This window comes from Mesorhizobium opportunistum WSM2075 (genome assembly GCF_000176035.2).
Taxonomy (GTDB): Bacteria; Pseudomonadota; Alphaproteobacteria; order Rhizobiales; family Rhizobiaceae; genus Mesorhizobium; species Mesorhizobium opportunistum.
The window spans coordinates 218325-233776 of the sequence record NC_015675.1; the positions used below are offsets into that span (position 1 = coordinate 218325).

The window sequence follows — 15452 nt, forward strand, 5'->3', positions numbered from 1 at the left end:
CGATCGCGGAAGGCGGGCGGATCGGGCCGTTGCCCCGGAGCCCGGTTGGCAGCCTGTGGCCGGCGGCCCCGTCCAGTCTCCACCCGGGAAGTCGCATTCTCGCCGTGGAGCGGAGATGGCAAGGATGGATGAGGCCCGCAACCGACAGCTAGGTGTCTGGCATGGTGCTGTTGAACACTCTGCGGGAAGTCACCGCAAAGGAAGTCGAGGCACAGGACATGTCGGCCCATGTCGGCATACCGCAGATGTCATCGAGAGAAATCCGGACCTCCAGGACTAAAAGAAAGCCCGGCTAGAAACCGAACGTCGAAAAAATGGGCAGATCGCGCTATATGCTGATTTACTAAAGTAATAGAACATCCAATGGACAAGAACGGAACCAAAGCGGTTACGTCAGACCTTCGTTGGCGAGATGCAAGACTTTAGTCCTGCAATTCTTTATAGTTAAAAATGAAAATTAATCGGCACAGCGTGAGGCCGCACCGGATCAATACCAGATTATACTCAGGAAAATATGGTGCGATCACGGAAGGCGGGACTGTACCTGGTGATCTCTCTGTTTTTCGAGGAACAGCTTGGCGTGTTCGCCCCATTCAGGAACCGTGGTCTTGTGCTCCTGAACGTACTTGCCGAAGGCCTCGCGCAAAGCGGCAAGGTCAAATGCCCAAAGATGTTCGCCCTTATCGTCGTTCAACGTCACTTCACCAACCCCATCGAGTCGATGGTATTGCCTCCCAATTAGGCCTTCAAGAGCTGAGGCCTGACTTCTTTTGGGGGCTTTTGGGTTTCTCAAACCGATAGTCGCCCCACAAAAACGGGTTCAAACCGTGAACAGAATCTGGCATGGTGCCTGCCATGCCAATCATCTCCCCTATTGCAATCAATCCATTGATCGACGGGCGCCAGTCGGAGCGTGCCATGCTGGTGCGGCGTGGCGTGCAGCGGCTGCTCATGGAAATGGGCGCGCATGTGTTGCCTGAGCTGTCGCTGGCGACCGGCCGCCGCGCCGATCTCGTGGCGCTGACCCGGCAAGGCGACGTCTGGATCATCGAGATCAAATCCTCGATCGAGGATTTTCGCGTCGACCGCAAATGGCCCGACTACCGGCTGCATTCCGACCGGTTCTTCTTCGCCACCCATCCCGGCGTGCCTTCGGAGATTTTTCCGGAGGAGTGCGGCTTCATCCTCTCCGACGGCTACGGCGCCGAAATCCTACGCGATGCACCCGAGCACCGCATGGCGGCGGCAACGCGAAAGGCGCTGATGCTGCGGATCGCGCGCGCCGGAGCCTCACGGCTGCTGGCGGCGGAGTTGGCAGGCGTGTCGGTTCCGGCGCTCGACGGGGAGAGCGAGTAGCTTCCGGACGCGCGCTACTCCTCGCTCTCCTCGCCAGCCGCCGGTGCCATCAACAGCACGGCGGCGCCGAGGATGGCAGCGATGAAGGAGCCGGCAAGGATACCGACCTTGACGGCGTCCTGCAGCGCGACATCGCTGGCGAAGGCGAGCAGGCCGATGAACAGGCTCATGGTGAAGCCGATGCCGCAGAGCAGCGAAATGCCGATCATATGCCGCCAGCCGGCATGGGCCGGCAAATCAGCCAGCCCAAGCCCTATGGCGAGCGCGGAGGAGCCGAAGACGCCGACCAGCTTGCCGAGCACGAGGCCGGCGGCGACACCCAGCGTCAACGGCTCGATCAGCGCGCCAAGGCTCAGGCCGGCGAACGAAACGCCGGCATTGGCAAAGCCGAAGATCGGAATGACGATGAACGGCACGATCTTGTGCAGGCCATGTTCGAGCCGGTGCAGCGGCGAACGGTCGAGGTCATGGCCGATCCCGGCGGAGCGTTCGAGCGGAATGGTCAAAGCCAGCGCCACGCCGGCAAGCGTGGCATGGACGCCCGATTTCAGCACCAGCACCCACAATATGGCGCCGAGTACCAGGTAAGGCACCAGCGTCATCACCCGCATGCGGTTGAGCACGACGAGCGCGGCAATGACGGCGAAGGCCGCTCCCAGATACGCCAGCGACAGGCCGCTGGTGTAGAAGATGGCGATGATAATGACGGCGCCGAGGTCGTCGATGATGGCAAGCGCGGTGAGGAAAACCTTCAGCGATGCCGGCACGCGGCTGCCGAGCAGCGACAGCACGCCGAGCGCGAAAGCGATGTCGGTGGCGGTCGGGATAGCCCAGCCGGCGAGCGCGGCCGAATTGCCGCGGTTGACGAAGACATAGACGAGCGCCGGCACCACCATGCCGCCGGCGGCCGCGACGCCGGGCAGCACGCGCCTGGGCCAGGTGGACAACTGGCCGTCCAGCATCTCGCGCTTGATCTCGAGGCCGACGAGCAGGAAGAACACCGCCATCAGCCCGTCGTTGACCCAATGCGAGACGCTGAGCGGGCCGAGATAGGCGTGGAGAACCGAGAAATAGGTTTCGGAAAGCGGCGAGTTGGCAACGATCAGGGCAAGCGCCGCCGCCACCATGAGAATGACGCCGCCGGCCGCCTCGCTGTCGAGAAATTCGCGGAAGACGGAAACCGGCCGCTGCTTCAAGTCCTGCATGTCGCCTCCGTCACCTCAGATTCGAATTTGCCCCATCAACCAATTCCGAACGCCAGCTCTGCCCCTCACCTGCCTGCCGGCATCCTCTCCCCGTATAGTGACGGGGAGAGGGGTCTTGTCATCGATGCTTTCGCCAATTGTCAGCGCTGCAGAAGAGATGTCGGCGCGGCGTCAGCCCCTTCTCCCCGTCACTATACGGGGAGAAGTGCCCGGCAGGGCGATGAGGGGCGGCGCCGTCTTCAACAATTGGGTGGTCTCCGCAACGATCCAAGCGATTGCCCCGCGTGTCCTGCGATCCTAACGCGGCGCGCGCTTGGCCAGTATGCGCTGCAGCGTGCGACGATGCATGTTGAGCCGGCGCGCGGTTTCGGAGACGTTACGCTCGCACATTTCGTAGACCCGCTGGATGTGCTCCCAGCGGACGCGGTCGGCCGACATCGGATTTTCCGGGGGCGCGGCGCGCTCGCCGGCGGTGCGGGTGAGTGCGGCGAAGATGTCGTCGGCATCGGCGGGTTTCGACAGATAATCGACGGCGCCGAGTTTTACCGCGGTCACCGCGGTGGCGATGTTGCCGTAGCCGGTCAGGATGATGGTGCGGGAGTCCTCGCGCTTCTCGCGGATGGCGGCGACGACGTCGAGCCCGTTGCCGTCGCCGAGCCGCATGTCGACCACGGCGTAGGCGGGCGGATTGGCCCGCGCCTTGCCGACCGCCTCCTCGACGCTCTCGGCCGTCTCGACCACGAATCCCCTGGTTTCCATGGCCCGGGCCAGGCGTGTGAGGAACGGCTTGTCGTCATCGACGATCAGAAGGGAGGTGTCCTCGCCTTCAACCATTGCACCGATATTTTCATCGCCAGTCATCGTCTTAAAAATCCTGCTGCCTTAATTTTACGCAGATATAGTTTTGCGTCGCTATTGTCCAATTTACGCAGTGTCAAACATCGTCGCGGGCGCCGATTCCGGGTTCAGGAAGACGTTTCTGGGCCACGAGATCTGCACCACGGCGCCCTCGCCCAGTCCGCTCGAGTTGCGGAAGTCGAGCGTGGCGCCGGAGCGTTCGAGCAGCGTCTTGGCGATGAACAGGCCAAGCCCCAGGCCTCCGCCGGCTTCGTTGCCCTGGCGCGTCGACATATAGGGCTCGCCGATGCGGTCGATGATCTCGGGCGGGAAGCCGGGCCCGTCGTCGATGATCGAGAAGGTGACGATGGCCTCGTCCCAGCTCCAGCGCACGGTGACGCTCTTGCGGGCGAAATCGACGGCATTCTCGACCAAATTGCCGAGGCCGTAGATGACGCCCGGATTGCGGCGCCCGACCGGTTCCGGCCCGGTTCGCTCGCCGGGCCGAAGCTTGATCGAGATGCCGAAGTCGCGATGCGGCGCGGTGACCTCCTCGACGAGCGAGGTCAGCGGCAGGCGGGAAAGATGCGCTTCGCCCTCGGTCGACAGACTGGTGAGGCGCTTGAGTATTTCGCGGCAGCGTTCGCTCTGTGAGCGAAGCAGTTTTACGTCCTCGCCGTATTTTGGATCGCTGCCGAGTGCTTTTTCCATCTCCTTGACGACGAGCGTGATGGTGGCGAGCGGCGTGCCCAGTTCGTGCGCCGCCGCCGCCGCGAGGCCGTCGAGCGCCGAAAGATGCTGCTCACGCTGCAGCACCAGTTCCGTGGCGGCAAGCGCATTGGCCAGAAGCCGGGCTTCGGCCGCCACCCGGAAGGCATACATCGCCGTGAAGGCGATCGAGGACAGCACCGCCATCCACATGCCGGCGACATAGATGAAGGGCATCTCCAGCGGCGCGCCCTCATGCCAAGGCAGTGGCAGGTGGATGAACACAAGCAAGGTCGCCGCGATCATCACCAGCCCGCCGAGCAGCGCGGTCAGCCGCAACGGCAGCGACGTCGCCGAGATGACGACGGGTACGGTCATCAGCAGCGAGAACGGATTGGTCAGGCCACCGGTCATGTAAAGCAGGCCGGCAAGCTGCAGGCTGTCGAAGATCAGGATGCCGAAGGCGGCGAACGGGGTGAGCCGGTGGGCCGCCGGAAAGCGGAAGGCGAGATACAGGTTCATCCAGGCCGAGCAGGCGATCAGCGCGAAGCACAGGCTGACCGGCAGCGGGAATTTCAGGCCGTAGGCGACGACGAGCACCGTCACGCTCTGGCCGACAATGGCAAGCCAGCGCAGCCGGATCAGCGTGTTGAGGCGCAGTCTCTGGCTCTGCTGGAAATCGGGCGAACGCAAAACGTTGATCATGGCCATGGATTACAGCCGCAAGAGGGCAAGCGCTAGTAGCGGTGCGCAGTCGGCATTCGCGATTGGCCGAAGCCCCCCGACGTCGTCATCCCTGGGCGAAGCAGGAGCGAAGCTCCGTCGCGGAGACCCTCGGATCCATGCCGCGACCCTGGACGTGGAGTGCAGCGGCGCAGAATTCTGGACCGTGGTGACGCTTCAGAGTCCCGGCATGGATCCTCGGGTCTGCGCCGCGTCGCTGCGCTCCTTGCTCCGCCCGCGGATGACGAAGTGGTTGATGTTTGCGCCAAATTTTCAAGGGAATCCTTCCTGATCCAAGCGGTCCGCCCAAGCTTCCCGAGGTTACGTGCCTCTCGGCTTCGCTCTTGCAGTAGCCGCCGCCTGCAGCGGATTTTCCGGCCAGACGTGCTTGGGATAGCGGCCGCGCATGTCGGCCCGCACATCCGCCCAGGAGCCGCGCCAGAAGCCGGGCAGGTCGCGCGTGGTCTGGATCGGCCGGTGCGCCGGCGACAACAGTTCGAGCGTCAGCGGTACCGTGCCGTTGGCGATCGAAGGATGGCGATCGAGGCCGAACAATTCCTGCACGCGCACCGCCAGCACCGGCCATTCGCCGTCATAGCGGATCGGCAAATGGCTGCCGGACGGCGCGTCGAAATGGGTCGGCGCCAGCGTGTCGATCTTGCGCTGGAGGTCGTGCGGCACAAGCGAAGCCAGCCCGGCCGAAACAGCAGCGGAATCGATGGCGGCGAAGGATGCGGCCCCGGACAGGAACGGCAGCAGCCAGTCGTCAAGGCGCTCGATGAGGGCAGCATCCGACATGTCGGGCCATGGCGACCCAAGCCCACGATGCAGCCATGAGAGCCGTTGGCGCAGCGTTTCGGCCTCCTTGTTCCAGCTCAGCAGCGACAATCCGTGTTCGCGCAAGGCGTCGAGGATCGCCCTGTCCGCATCGGCGCCTGAAGGCGGCGGCAGCATGCGCTCGGCGAGCGTGATGGCGCCGAGGCGCACGGTTTCGCGCACCCGCACGGCGCTGCGCTCGCGATCGAAGCTCGTTTGCCTGCGCGTTTCGATCCGGTCGGCCAGCGCGGCGCGGATGTCGTCCTCGCCGATTGCCGCCGCTGCCGCGATGCGCGCATTCTGCGCCTTGCCTTGCAGGTCGGCGACGACCAGAAACGGCTCGCCGGCCAGCGGATCGGCGGCATCGAGCATGGCGCCGGAGCCATTGGCCAGCACGAAGCGCCCGCGTTCACCGCGCGCCTTGGCGACGCGGTCCGGCCAGGCGTGGATGAGCAGAGGACCGGCTGAAGCAGCTTCGCTTTGTTTTGTACCGCCCACCTGCCTTGCCAGCCTCTCAGCCAGTTGCCGCGCGGCGGTAGCGCGCGGCGATCTCTCCCCACGAAAGCGCATCAGCCGTCGCTCCAGATCAGCGCCGTCGCCGCCAAGCCCGCGTTCGGTGAGCAACACGGCCAGCATGGCCGCCTCCCCGGCATGGCCGCTCTTCGCAGCCTCGGCGACCATATGCGCCAGCCGCACCGGCAGAGCGAGCTTGCGCATCGACGCGCCCGCTTCGGTCAGACGCCCGGCCTCGTCGATGGCATGGAGCGCGCGCAGCAGCACCCTTGCCTCGTTGAGCGCCGGGGCCGGCGGCGGATCGAGGAAGGCGAGCGTCGCGGGATCGGCGACGCCAAAGGCGGCGCAGTCGAGCAGCAGGCCCGAAAGGTCCGCTTCGAGGATTTCCGGCGGCGTGAAGGCGGGCAATGCCGCCGTCTGCTCGGCGCGCCACAGCCGGATGGCGACGCCAGCTTGCGTGCGCCCGGCGCGGCCGGCGCGCTGGTCGGCCGATGCCTTGCTGACGCGCACCGTCTCCAGCCGGGTGAGACCGCTCGCTGGCTCATAGCGCGGCAGCCGTGACAGGCCGGAATCGATGACGACCCGCACGCCGTCGATGGTGATCGAGGTCTCGGCGATCGAGGTCGCCAGCACCACCTTGCGGCGGCCTGGTTGCGCCGGCTTGATCGCCGCGTCCTGCGCCTTGCCGTCGAGCATGCCATAGAGCGGCACGATGTCGGTGTCGGCGCCGATCTTGCCGGACAGCCGCTCGGCGGTGCGCTCGATCTCGCGCTGGCCGGGCAGGAAGGCAAGCACGCTGCCGCTTTCGTCCGCGAGAGCGTTGCGGATCGCCTTGGCCATGGCGTCCTCGATAGGGATGCCGGCAGGCCGTTCGTCGTAGCGGATGTCGACGGGGAAGGCACGGCCCTCGCTTTCGATAACCGGCGCGCCCGACAGGAGTTTTGCGACGCGCGCGCCATCGAGTGTCGCCGACATCACCAGCAGCCGCAGGTCCGGCCGCAGGGCGCCTTGCACATCGAGCGCCAGCGCCAAGCCGAAATCGCCATCGAGCGAACGCTCGTGGAATTCGTCGAAGATCACCGCCGAGACGCCGGGCAATTCGGGATCGTCGAGGATCATGCGCGCCAGCACGCCTTCGGTGACGACCAATATCCTGGTTTTTGCCGAGGTGCGGTTTTCCATGCGCATGGCATAGCCGACGGCGGCGCCGGGTTCTTCGTCGAGCAGTTCAGCCATGCGGCGGGCGGCGGCGCGGGCGGCAAGCCGGCGCGGTTCGAGCAGCACGATCTTGCCGGCACCCAGCCACGGCGCATCGAGCAGCGCCAGCGGCACCAGCGTCGTCTTGCCGGCACCGGGCGGCGCCACCAGCACGGCGCTGTTGCCGGAGCCAAGCGCCTCGCTCAGCGCCGGCAACACGGCTGATACCGGAAGTTGCGGCAAGGGTTCTGCGATCATCGCGTCCGCATATCAGCGCTCACGGTCGCCGTGCAACTGGCACCAGCTCAAAGCCGGGTCCGCGAAAACGGGTTCCAGCGCACCGTGCCCAGCCTTGCTTCCTCGCGCACCATGGTCAGCAGGCCGGAACCGCCGACGACCGCGAGGCCGACCAGCGACAGCCAGTCGGGATATTCCTGAAAGAACAGCGCGCCGAGGATGACCGCCCAGACGATCTGCGAATAATGTGTCGGCGCAATACGGTTGGCTGGGGCGTATTTGGCGGCGAGCAGCTGCAGCAATTGTCCGCCGGCGGTGAAGGCGCCGGCCAACGCCAGCCAAACCAACTGCATGGCATTCGGCAAGGTAAACGAGGTGGTCGCGGCGCCGAGCCCGTTGAACACCAGGCCATAGCCGACGAGTACGCCGAGCATCGACGTGCGCTTCTCCTGCTGGGCGAGCGAGCGCATCAGGATGACGCTGGTCGCAGCGAGGAAGGCAACCACGAAGGCGGCCAGATGGCCGAGGTTCAATTCACGAAAGCCCGGCCGCACCACCAGCATCACCCCGGCAAAGCCGGCGACCACGGCCAGCCATCGCCAGGGGCCGACCTTTTCCTTCAGGATGACGGTCGACAGGATGGTGACCAGCAAGGGTGCCAGGAAGATCAAGGCGTAGACTTCGGCCAGGGGAATGTGGGTGAAAGCATAGACGCTGAGTACCCCGGACGGGATGCCGGCCCAGGCCCGGGCTTGCACGGCCCATGGCCGCTTCATGCGCCAGAAATCGCGCCAGCGTTCGCCCGCCGGGCGGGTGAAGAACAGGAAACAGCCGGCAAACAAGGTGGCGAAGAAACCGATCTCGAAGACGGTGAACTGTCCGCCCAGGCTCTTGATAACGGCATCGCTGCCCGAATAGCTTGCATAGGCGATCAGCGCGAGCAGGATTCCGTTCGTCACGTTGTTCCATTTCCGGGGAGAGAAGCATTGAAAATACTGGCTCTCGGTGCGCATCCGGACGACATCGAGATCTTCATGTTCGGTACGATGGCCGCCTATGCGGCGCAAGGCGCAGAGCTCACTTTTGCCGTGGCCACGGATGGGGCCAGGGGCGGTAAGAGCGATCCCGTCATTCTCGCCCGTGTCCGGCGCGAGGAAGCCACGGCCGCGGCCGCGCTGCTGGGGGCGACGCCGCGCTTCCTCGACTTTCCCGACGGCGAGCTGGTGGCCGACGCCGCGCTGATCGGCGCGCTGAAAGGGCTCATTCGCGAGATCGGGCCGGACCTGGTGATCACGCACGCACCCAACGACTATCACGCTGATCACCGCGCGCTGTCCGACGGCGTACGAATCGCGGCCTCGTTCAGCGTTCCGGTGCTGCATGCCGACACGATGGGCGGCACCGGATTTTCGCCGACGCACTATATCGATATTTCCAACCACGCCGAGATCAAGGCGCAGGCCATCCGCATGCACCAATCGCAGGACCCGGACCGCTTCGCCGACGCCGCCCGGACGCAGAACCTTTTTCGCTCCGGCCAGTGCAATGGTGAGCAAGCCTCGCAGGCCGAAGCCTTCCGCTTCGAGCCGATATTTCCTTTCGGCGACATTCGCGCGCTGCTGCCGCCGGCACCACCGATCCGGACGGTCATGGTGAGCACCAAGAAGGTCGACTGAGCCGGGAGACGGCCTGCGAGCCTGGTCGAAATCAGCCCGCACGGCCTCCAGACTCCGCGGCCGTCGACACCACGCTCCGCGCTTTTCCCAACGTTTTCAGATGCCGGCGCCGTCATGCTGCGGCGCAGCGACGAATTCGCTTGCCTTGTTTAGTAAAAATTGCATCACTAAACAAATTACTAAACATTCGCGGCGCTCTGGCGCTGCCATGTTTAGGCCCCTGAGGAGAGGGGTTGAGGGCTCTTGAAACCGTCATCCGGGCGCGTTTCGCAAATGGGAGGAAGGCATGAAATCGAGCTTTAAACTGGCGTTGGGACTGACCTCGGCGATATCAGCGTCGACAGCCGTCTCGAACGCCGCGCACGCTGAAGACCTGACGCTGTGCTGGGCCGCCTGGGACCCGGCAAACGCGCTTGTCGAACTGTCCAAGGATTTTACCAAGGAAACCGGCATCGGCATGAAATTCGAATTCGTGCCGTGGACCAATTACGCCGACCGTTTCCTCAACGAGCTGAATTCGCACGGCAAGCTCTGCGACCTGATCATCGGCGACAGCCAGTGGATCGGCGGGGCCGCCGAGAACGGCCACTACGTCAAGCTGAACGACTTCTTCGACAAGGAGAAAATCAGCATGGACGACTTCGTGCCGGCAACCGTGGTCGGCTATTCGGAATGGCCGAAGAACACGCCGAACTACTGGGCGCTGCCGGCCATGGGCGACGTCGTCGGCTGGACCTATCGCAAGGACTGGTTCTCCAAGCCGGAACTGCAGAAGGAATTCAGGGAGAAGTATGGCTGGGATCTCGGCCCGCCGGCTACCTTCGACCAGTTGAAGCAGATCGCCGAATTCTTCCAGAAGCGGCAGATCGACGGCAAGACCGTCTATGGCGCCTCGATCTATACCGAGCGCGGCTCCGAAGGCATCACCATGGGCGCCATGGACGTGCTCTACAGCTACGGCTTCCAGTACGAGAACCCGAAGAAGCCCTACGAGATGGAAGGCTTCGTCAATTCCGACAAGTCGGTGAAGGGGCTGGAGTTCTACAAGGCGCTCTATGATTGCTGCACCCCGCCCGGCGCGTCGAACAGCTACATGGGCGAAGGCGTCGATGCCTTCAAATCCGGCCAGGTGGCGATGCACATGAACTTCGCCTTCACCTGGCCAGGCCTGCAGAAGGACGAGAATGTCGGCGGCGACAAGATCGGCTATTTCGTCAATCCCAAGGGCCCCGATGGCGAACAGTTCGCCCAGCTCGGCGGCCAGGGCATTTCGGTGGTGTCCTATTCCGACAAGCAGGAATCGGCGCTGAAATACATCAAGTGGTTCGCCAACAAGGACGTGCAGGCCAAGTGGTGGTCGCTCGGCGGCTATTCCTGCCTGAACGCCGTGGTGAAGGATCCGAAATTCCCGGCCAGCCAGCCCTACGCGCAGACCTTCCTCGACTCGATGGCCATCGTGAAGGACTTCTGGGCCGAGCCGAGCTACGCCCCGCTGCTGCAGGCCTCGCAGAAGCGCTTCCACGACTATGTCGTCGCCGGCCAGGGTTCGGCCAAGGATGCGCTTGATGGCCTGGTCAAGGACTGGACCCAGGTGTTCCAGGACGATGGCAAGATGTAACCGGCTCCTCCCGAGCTAAGCCGAGCGTCCCGTGCCACCTTGGCACGGGACGCGGTTCAGATAAATTCCATGACAGAGACGTTTTAAAGTGACCGAAGCAGGACTCACCATGCTCAATCGGACCGCGGAGAACGTTGCCCGGGCGACCCCGGAGCCGTTGGCCCGCAAGGTCCGGGGCATCAGCGACAAGGGCCTCGCCTGGCTGTTCATTTCGCCGACGATCCTGTTGCTGCTGGCCATCAACATCTTCCCGCTGTTCTGGGCGATCTATCTCTCCTTCACCAATTACCGGGCCAACCGGCCCAACGAAATGGTGAAGAATCTCGGCTTTGCCAACTACCAGCGCATCCTCGGCGACAAGGATATCTGGATCGCCATGCAGACGACGGCGCATTTCGTGTTCTGGACGATCCTTTTGCAGACGCTGATCGGCTTCACGCTGGCCTGGCTGATCGACAGGAAGTTCCGCGGCCACGCCTTCTGGACGACGCTGATCCTGGTGCCGATGATGCTGTCGCCGGCGGTGGTCGGCAATTTCTGGCGTTTCCTCTACGAACCGCAGATCGGTCTGTTCTCCTATGTCATCTCGTTCGTGTCAGGCATTCCACCGACGAGCATCCAGATGCTCTCCAACGTGTCGCTGGCGCCGTGGTCGATCATCATCGTAGACACCTGGATGTGGACACCCTACGTGATGCTGATCTGCCTCGCCGGGCTGCGCTCGATCCCCGAATACATCTATGAGGCGGCCGAGGTCGACCGCGCCTCCAACTGGCGGCAATTCTGGTCGATCACGCTGCCTATGGCGCTGCCCTTCATCATGCTGGCGGTGCTGTTTCGCGGCATCGAGAACTTCAAGATGTTCGACATGGTCAATCTGTTGACCGGCGGCGGGCCTGGATCGACCACCGAAGTCGCCTCGATCACGCTGAAGCGGCAGGCTTTCGAGAGCTGGCGCACCGGCTATTCCTCGGCCTTCGCCATCATCCTGTTCGTCGCGGTGTTCGGTCTCGCCAACATATACGTCAAGGCGCTCAACAAGGTGAAGCAGAGATGAGCCTGACCACTGCCCATTCGGTCGTCGCCCCCTCGGCCAACTCGAAGCGCATCGCCGGCGCGATCATCATCGCCTACGCGCTGATCTCGATCGTGCCGCTGTTGTGGATCTTCGCCACCAGCTTCAAGACGCCGCCGGACTCGATCGCCTATCCCCCCAAGGTCCTGTTCCAGCCTAGCATCGAGGGCTACTGCAATTTGTTCACGACGCGCACACGTCAAACGCCGGAGTACATCAACTCGCTGGGACCGGCGACCGGCTTCTGCGACGAGACGGTGCGCAAGCGCAACATGGTGATCGCCGGCCCGTCCAACTTCCTGCCGCGCTTCGCCAACTCGCTGATCATCGCCTTCGGCTCGACTTTCTGCGCGGTGTTTCTCGGCACGTTGTCGGCCTATGGCTTCTCGCGCTTCAAGGTGCCGCTGGCCGACGACCTTCTGTTCTTCATCCTGTCGACGCGCTTCATGCCGCCGATCGCCGTCGCCATCCCGATCTACCTGATGTACCGCGAGCTTGGCCTGTCGGACACCGCACTCGGTATGATCCTGCTCTACACGGCGGTCAATGTCTCCCTGGCTGTGTGGCTCCTGAAAGGCTTCATCGACGAGATCCCGCGCGAATACGAGGAGGCGGCGATGATCGACGGCTATACGCGGCTGCAGGCCTTCTGGCGCACCGTGCTGCCGCAGGCGACGACCGGCATTGCCGCGACCGCCATCTTCTGCCTGATCTTCGCCTGGAACGAATATGCGTTCGCCGCACTCCTGACCTCCGGTACGGCACAGACCGCGCCGCCTTTCATCCCGACCATCATCGGCGAGGGCGGCCAGGACTGGCCGGCGGTTGCTGCCGGCACGACGATTTTCCTGGTGCCGATCCTGGTTTTCACCATTCTGCTTCGCAAGCAATTGCTGCGCGGCATCACTTTTGGGGCGGTGCGCAAATGAGTGATGTGCGAGGTCGACCCCCACTCCGTCGAGCTTCGCTCGACACCTCTCCCCCGATCGACGGGGTAGAGGAAGGGCGCGAACTTCATTCAGCCAGGCTCTTTTCCTCTCCCTCCGGAGGGGGGAGAGGTGGCGCTGCGAAGCAGCGACGGAGTGGGGGAACCACCCCGCAACCATCTCTCCCCTTGAACGGCGAGAAGGAAGGGAGCTACGCATGACCCGCCTCGCCATCTCCAGGAAATCATCATGGCCCCGGTGGGCCAGGCGCGGGCTGATGGAAAACATCGCCACGGCGCTGATCGCCGTCGGCTTCCTGATGCTGTTCCAGCCCTTCGCGCTGTCGCTCTACACCTATTCCTTCATCACCATGCTCGCCGGCACCGTGATGTTCATCATCGTCTCGAAGTTCCCGGAATAATCATGGCCGAGATCCGCGTCCAACATTTGAGAAAAGCCTTCGGCGATTTCGTCGCCGTGCAGGATTCCAATTTCGTTGTCGAGGATGGCGAGTTCTTCGTCATGCTCGGGCCGTCGGGCTGCGGCAAGACGACGACGCTGCGCATGATCGCCGGGCTCGAACTGCCGACCGGTGGCGAGATCCTGCTCGGCGGCGACGACGTCACCATGCTGCGGGCCCGCGAGCGCGACATTGCCTTCGTGTTCCAGCTGTTCGCGCTCTACCCACACATGAACGTGCGCAAGAACATCGGCTTTCCGCTCCTGGCGCAAGGCATGCCGGCCGCCGAAATCCGCACCCGGGTCGAGGAGACAGCGAGACTCCTGCGCATCGATCATCTGCTCAACAAATCCGTTTCGGGCCTTGCCGGCGGCGACCGCCAGCGCGTGGCGCTCGGCCGCGCCATCGTGCGGCGGCCGAAATGCTTCCTGATGGATGAACCGCTCGGCACGCTCGATACCGAATTCCGCGATTTGATGGTCCATGAGCTGCGCGAGCTGCACAACCGCATCCACGCCACCACGGTCTATGTCACGCACGACCAGATGGAAGCGATGTCGATGGCCGACAAGATCGCTGTGATGAACCACGGCGTCATCGAACAGTTCGGAACACCCCGCGAAATCTACGATCGTCCGGCGACCATGTTCGTCGCCGACTTCATAGGTTCGCCGCCGATGAATTTCCTCGGCTTCGGTGGCGGGCTCACCAAAGGCGCGAAGGAGATTGTCGTCCAGGGCGCGAAAATCGCGGTGCCGGAGGTGCGCGAGGACATTGCGCCGGCCGAAATGGCGCTTGGCATCCGGCCTGAGCATATCCGCTTCGACGACGCCTCGAAGCTGCGCGGCGCCATCTACGGCACCGAATATCTCGGCACGACGCAGATCGTCGCGGTGGAAACGGCGGACGGCATCATCAAGGCGCGCGTGCCGGCCGAGATCCGGCTCAGTGCCGGCGACCATGTCGGCCTGACATTGAACAGCGCGCGGCTGTCGCTGTTCGACAAGGGATCGGGCCGCGCTGTGAGAACTGCGGTTCACGATACCGCCTCGGAGCGGAGAGTGCAGCATGGCTGACGTGCACATCAAGAACGTGACCAAGAGCTTTGGCGACCATGTCGCCGTCGACGGTCTCGACCTGCACATATCGGACGGCGAGTTCGTCGTGCTGCTCGGGCCGACTGGGGCCGGCAAAACGACGACATTGCGGCTGATTGCCGGACTAGAACGGCCTGATGCGGGCACGATCGAGATCGGCGGCCACGATGCGACGACGCTGTCGCCGGCTGAGCGCGACACCGCCTTCGTGTTCCAGCAATATTCGCTCTATCCGCATCTGTCGGTGTTCGACAATCTCGCCTTTCCGCTGCGCTCGCCGGCACGCAAGATGCCGGAAGACCAGATTCGCCGGCGGGTCGAAGAGGTGGCAAAAATGGTGCGCATCCATCACAAGCTCACCAACCGTTCGACCAAGCTGTCCGGCGGCGAAATGCAGCGCGTCGCCATCGGCCGCGCGCTGGTGCGCAAGCCCGCGATCTACCTGATGGACGAGCCGCTGTCGTCGCTCGACGCCAAGCTGCGGGCGGACCTCAGACTCGAACTGAAGCGCATCCAGTCCGAACTCGGCGCCACCATGCTCTACGTCACGCACGACCAGATCGAGGCGATGACGATGGCCGACCGCATCGGCATCCTCGCAGACGGCGTGCTGGTACAGATCGGCTCGCCGAGAACGATCTATTCCGAGCCGGCAAACCTGCATGTCGCGGCAAGGCTCGGCCAGCCGGCCATCAACCTTTTGCCGACCGGACTGCTGCCCGATGGCGGCGCGCCGGCCGGCACCAGGACGATCGGCGCGCGCACCGAACATCTGACGATCGAAAAGGCCATGAATGGCCATGCCGACGGCGTCGTCGACTGGGTCGAGCATCTCGGCGACCAGAACCACCTTCATGTGACGGTCGGGCCGAAGAAACTGGTGACGCTGACCGATCCAGACACGGATCTGGCGCAAGGCGACAGGGTGGTGATCCGCTACCGCTCGCCGCTCTATTTCGGTGCCGACGGACAAAGATTGATGTGAACGGTTTCGGCGTTCCCGCCAAG

General features: G+C 63.8%; 14 protein-coding genes. 8 read left to right on the forward strand and 6 right to left on the reverse strand.

Annotated elements, in window-relative coordinates:
- Positions 1–523: 523 nt before the first annotated feature.
- Positions 524–694, reverse strand: coding sequence for a hypothetical protein (locus MESOP_RS35505; RefSeq protein WP_167313534.1), 171 nt, complete (start codon positions 692–694; stop codon positions 524–526).
- A gap of 161 nt (positions 695–855) precedes the next feature.
- Between MESOP_RS35505 and MESOP_RS00985 the strand changes: the two genes are divergently transcribed.
- The gene (locus tag MESOP_RS00985) at positions 856–1356 is read left to right on the forward strand and encodes an MmcB family DNA repair protein (protein WP_049802431.1); all 501 of its coding nucleotides are present in this window, start codon (positions 856–858) and stop codon (positions 1354–1356) included.
- Positions 1357–1370: 14 nt separating this feature from the next.
- On the opposite strand, the gene nhaA is transcribed toward MESOP_RS00985, so the two are convergent.
- The 5 genes from nhaA to MESOP_RS01015 all read right to left on the reverse strand — a co-directional run bounded on the left by nhaA (position 1371) and on the right by MESOP_RS01015 (position 8551).
- Complete coding sequence (gene nhaA / locus MESOP_RS00990; RefSeq protein WP_013891446.1) at positions 1371–2561, reverse strand: Na+/H+ antiporter NhaA; 1191 nt, start codon at positions 2559–2561, stop codon at positions 1371–1373.
- 297 nt (positions 2562–2858) lie between these two features.
- A complete protein-coding gene (locus tag MESOP_RS00995) occupies positions 2859–3422 on the reverse strand; it encodes an ActR/PrrA/RegA family redox response regulator transcription factor (RefSeq protein ID WP_013891447.1) in 564 nt (187 codons plus the stop codon).
- A gap of 63 nt (positions 3423–3485) precedes the next feature.
- Positions 3486–4817 carry an ActS/PrrB/RegB family redox-sensitive histidine kinase gene (locus MESOP_RS01000; protein ID WP_013891448.1) on the reverse strand — a complete coding sequence of 444 codons (1332 nt, stop codon included), beginning with the start codon at positions 4815–4817 and terminating at the stop codon, positions 3486–3488.
- A 333-nt stretch (positions 4818–5150) separates the two neighbouring features.
- The gene (gene hrpB / locus MESOP_RS01010) at positions 5151–7613 is read right to left on the reverse strand and encodes an ATP-dependent helicase HrpB (RefSeq protein ID WP_013891449.1); all 2463 of its coding nucleotides are present in this window, start codon (positions 7611–7613) and stop codon (positions 5151–5153) included.
- A gap of 47 nt (positions 7614–7660) precedes the next feature.
- Positions 7661–8551, reverse strand: coding sequence for a DMT family transporter (locus MESOP_RS01015; protein ID WP_013891450.1), 891 nt, complete (start codon positions 8549–8551; stop codon positions 7661–7663).
- Between the two features lie 27 nt (positions 8552–8578).
- Here MESOP_RS01015 and MESOP_RS01020 point away from each other — a divergent pair, with 27 nt between their 5' ends.
- The 7 genes from MESOP_RS01020 (at position 8579) to MESOP_RS01050 (ending at position 15429) form a co-directional block, all read left to right on the forward strand.
- Positions 8579–9268, forward strand: a complete 690-nt coding sequence (locus MESOP_RS01020) for a PIG-L deacetylase family protein (RefSeq protein WP_013891451.1) — start codon at positions 8579–8581, stop codon at positions 9266–9268.
- 286 nt (positions 9269–9554) lie between these two features.
- Positions 9555–10886, forward strand: coding sequence for an ABC transporter substrate-binding protein (locus tag MESOP_RS01025; RefSeq protein WP_013891452.1), 1332 nt, complete (start codon positions 9555–9557; stop codon positions 10884–10886).
- Between the two features lie 109 nt (positions 10887–10995).
- Positions 10996–11943, forward strand: a complete 948-nt coding sequence (locus tag MESOP_RS01030; protein WP_013891453.1) for a carbohydrate ABC transporter permease — start codon at positions 10996–10998, stop codon at positions 11941–11943.
- Positions 11940–12890, forward strand: a complete 951-nt coding sequence (locus MESOP_RS01035) for a carbohydrate ABC transporter permease (protein WP_013891454.1) — start codon at positions 11940–11942, stop codon at positions 12888–12890. Before MESOP_RS01030 ends, MESOP_RS01035 begins: the two co-directional genes overlap by 4 nt.
- Positions 12891–13104: 214 nt before the next feature.
- Positions 13105–13308: a hypothetical protein gene (locus MESOP_RS01040; RefSeq protein ID WP_013891455.1), complete on the forward strand. Its 204-nt coding sequence runs from the start codon at positions 13105–13107 to the stop codon at positions 13306–13308.
- Between the two features lie 2 nt (positions 13309–13310).
- Complete coding sequence (locus MESOP_RS01045) at positions 13311–14423, forward strand: ABC transporter ATP-binding protein (protein WP_013891456.1); 1113 nt, start codon at positions 13311–13313, stop codon at positions 14421–14423.
- Positions 14416–15429 carry an ABC transporter ATP-binding protein gene (locus MESOP_RS01050; protein ID WP_013891457.1) on the forward strand — a complete coding sequence of 338 codons (1014 nt, stop codon included), beginning with the start codon at positions 14416–14418 and terminating at the stop codon, positions 15427–15429. Before MESOP_RS01045 ends, MESOP_RS01050 begins: the two co-directional genes overlap by 8 nt.
- Positions 15430–15452: the final 23 nt, after the last annotated feature.

Coding starts and splice junctions, on each gene's coding strand:
- MESOP_RS01035 (WP_013891454.1), top strand. CDS start 11,940: ATGAGCCTGACCACTGCCCATTCGGTCGTCGCCCCCTCGGCCAACTCG.
- MESOP_RS01025 (WP_013891452.1), top strand. CDS start 9,555: ATGAAATCGAGCTTTAAACTGGCGTTGGGACTGACCTCGGCGATATCA.
- MESOP_RS00995 (WP_013891447.1), bottom strand. CDS start 3,422: ATGACTGGCGATGAAAATATCGGTGCAATGGTTGAAGGCGAGGACACC.
- MESOP_RS01040 (WP_013891455.1), top strand. CDS start 13,105: ATGACCCGCCTCGCCATCTCCAGGAAATCATCATGGCCCCGGTGGGCC.
- MESOP_RS01000 (WP_013891448.1), bottom strand. CDS start 4,817: ATGGCCATGATCAACGTTTTGCGTTCGCCCGATTTCCAGCAGAGCCAG.
- MESOP_RS01030 (WP_013891453.1), top strand. CDS start 10,996: ATGCTCAATCGGACCGCGGAGAACGTTGCCCGGGCGACCCCGGAGCCG.
- MESOP_RS01045 (WP_013891456.1), top strand. CDS start 13,311: ATGGCCGAGATCCGCGTCCAACATTTGAGAAAAGCCTTCGGCGATTTC.
- nhaA (WP_013891446.1), bottom strand. CDS start 2,561: ATGCAGGACTTGAAGCAGCGGCCGGTTTCCGTCTTCCGCGAATTTCTC.
- MESOP_RS00985 (WP_049802431.1), top strand. CDS start 856: ATGCCAATCATCTCCCCTATTGCAATCAATCCATTGATCGACGGGCGC.
- MESOP_RS01050 (WP_013891457.1), top strand. CDS start 14,416: ATGGCTGACGTGCACATCAAGAACGTGACCAAGAGCTTTGGCGACCAT.
- hrpB (WP_013891449.1), bottom strand. CDS start 7,613: ATGATCGCAGAACCCTTGCCGCAACTTCCGGTATCAGCCGTGTTGCCG.